The sequence below is a fragment of the Actinomadura soli genome (assembly GCF_005889715.1).
Lineage (GTDB): Bacteria > Actinomycetota > Actinomycetes > Streptosporangiales > Streptosporangiaceae > Spirillospora > Spirillospora soli.
This window is the reverse complement of record NZ_VCKW01000576.1, coordinates 1-1,125: the sequence shown is the minus strand read 5'-3', so window position 1 is coordinate 1,125 and position 1,125 is coordinate 1. Positions and strand designations below refer to the sequence as shown.

Genomic DNA, 1,125 nt, shown 5'->3' with positions numbered 1-1,125 from the left:
CTGAGTCATTAGTTCTTCGTTAGTCGGTAGGGTGTGGGGATGCCGAGCCCGAAGCTGGAACCGGTGGTGTTGTCCGACGAGGAGCGGTCGGTGCTGACCGGGTGGGTGCGCCGTCGCAAGACCTCCCAAGCGCTGGCGCTGCGGGCGCGGATCGTGCTGTTGTGTGCCGAGGGCGCCACGATCGCCCGGGTCGCCGAGCAGGCCGGGACCTCCCGCAACACGGTGTCGAAGTGGCGGTCGCGGTTCCTGTCGGCCCGGCTGGAGGGCTTGACCGATGAGCCACGTCCGGGCCGGCCGCGCGTGATCTCCGATGAGCAGGTCGAGCGGGTGGTCACCGCGACGCTGGAGGAGACGCCGGGCGCGGACACGCACTGGTCGACGCGGTCGATGGCGGCGGCGACCGGGATGTCGCAGTCGGCGGTGTCGCGGATCTGGCGGGCGTTCGGGCTCAAGCCGCACACCGTGCAGACCTGGAAGCTGTCAACCGATCCGCAGTTTGTCGACAAGGTCCGCGACGTGGTCGGGCTTTACCTGAACCCGCCGGAGAACGCCTTGGTGCTGGCGGTGGATGAGAAGTCGCAGATGCAGGCGATCGACCGGACCGCCCCGATCCTGCCGATCATGCCGACCACCCCGGCGCGGATGACCCACGACTACGTCCGGCACGGCACCACCAGCCTGTTCGCCGCCCTGGACCTATCGTCCGGCTCGGTGATCGCCCAACACTACCGGCGGCACCGCCACCAGGAGTTCCTGCGGTTCCTCAAGCTCATCGACGCCGCGGTGCCCAAGGATCTGGAGCTGCACCTGGTGCTGGACAACTACGCCACCCACAAGACCGAGAAGGTCAAGCGGTGGCTGATCCGCCACCCCCGCTTCCACCTGCACTTCACCCCCACCAGCTCATCCTGGCTCAACCTGGTGGAGCGCTGGTTCGCCGAACTGACCAACCGCAAGCTGCGCCGCTCGGCCCACCGCAGCGTGGTCGAACTGGAGCGTGACGTCCGCGCCTGGGTCAACGAGTGGAACACCGACCCCAAGCCGTTCGTGTGGACCAAACCCGCCGACGACATCCTCGAAACCCTCGCCGGATACTGCCAACGAATTAACGACTCAAGACACTAG

General features: G+C 67.2%; 1 protein-coding gene. It reads left to right on the top strand.

Features of this window, described 5'->3' with window-relative positions; translation table 11 throughout:
- Positions 1–39 precede the first annotated feature (39 nt).
- Positions 40–1,125 carry an IS630 family transposase gene (locus tag ETD83_RS41910; RefSeq protein ID WP_138650778.1) on the top strand — a complete coding sequence of 362 codons (1,086 nt, stop codon included), beginning with the start codon at positions 40–42 and terminating at the stop codon, positions 1,123–1,125.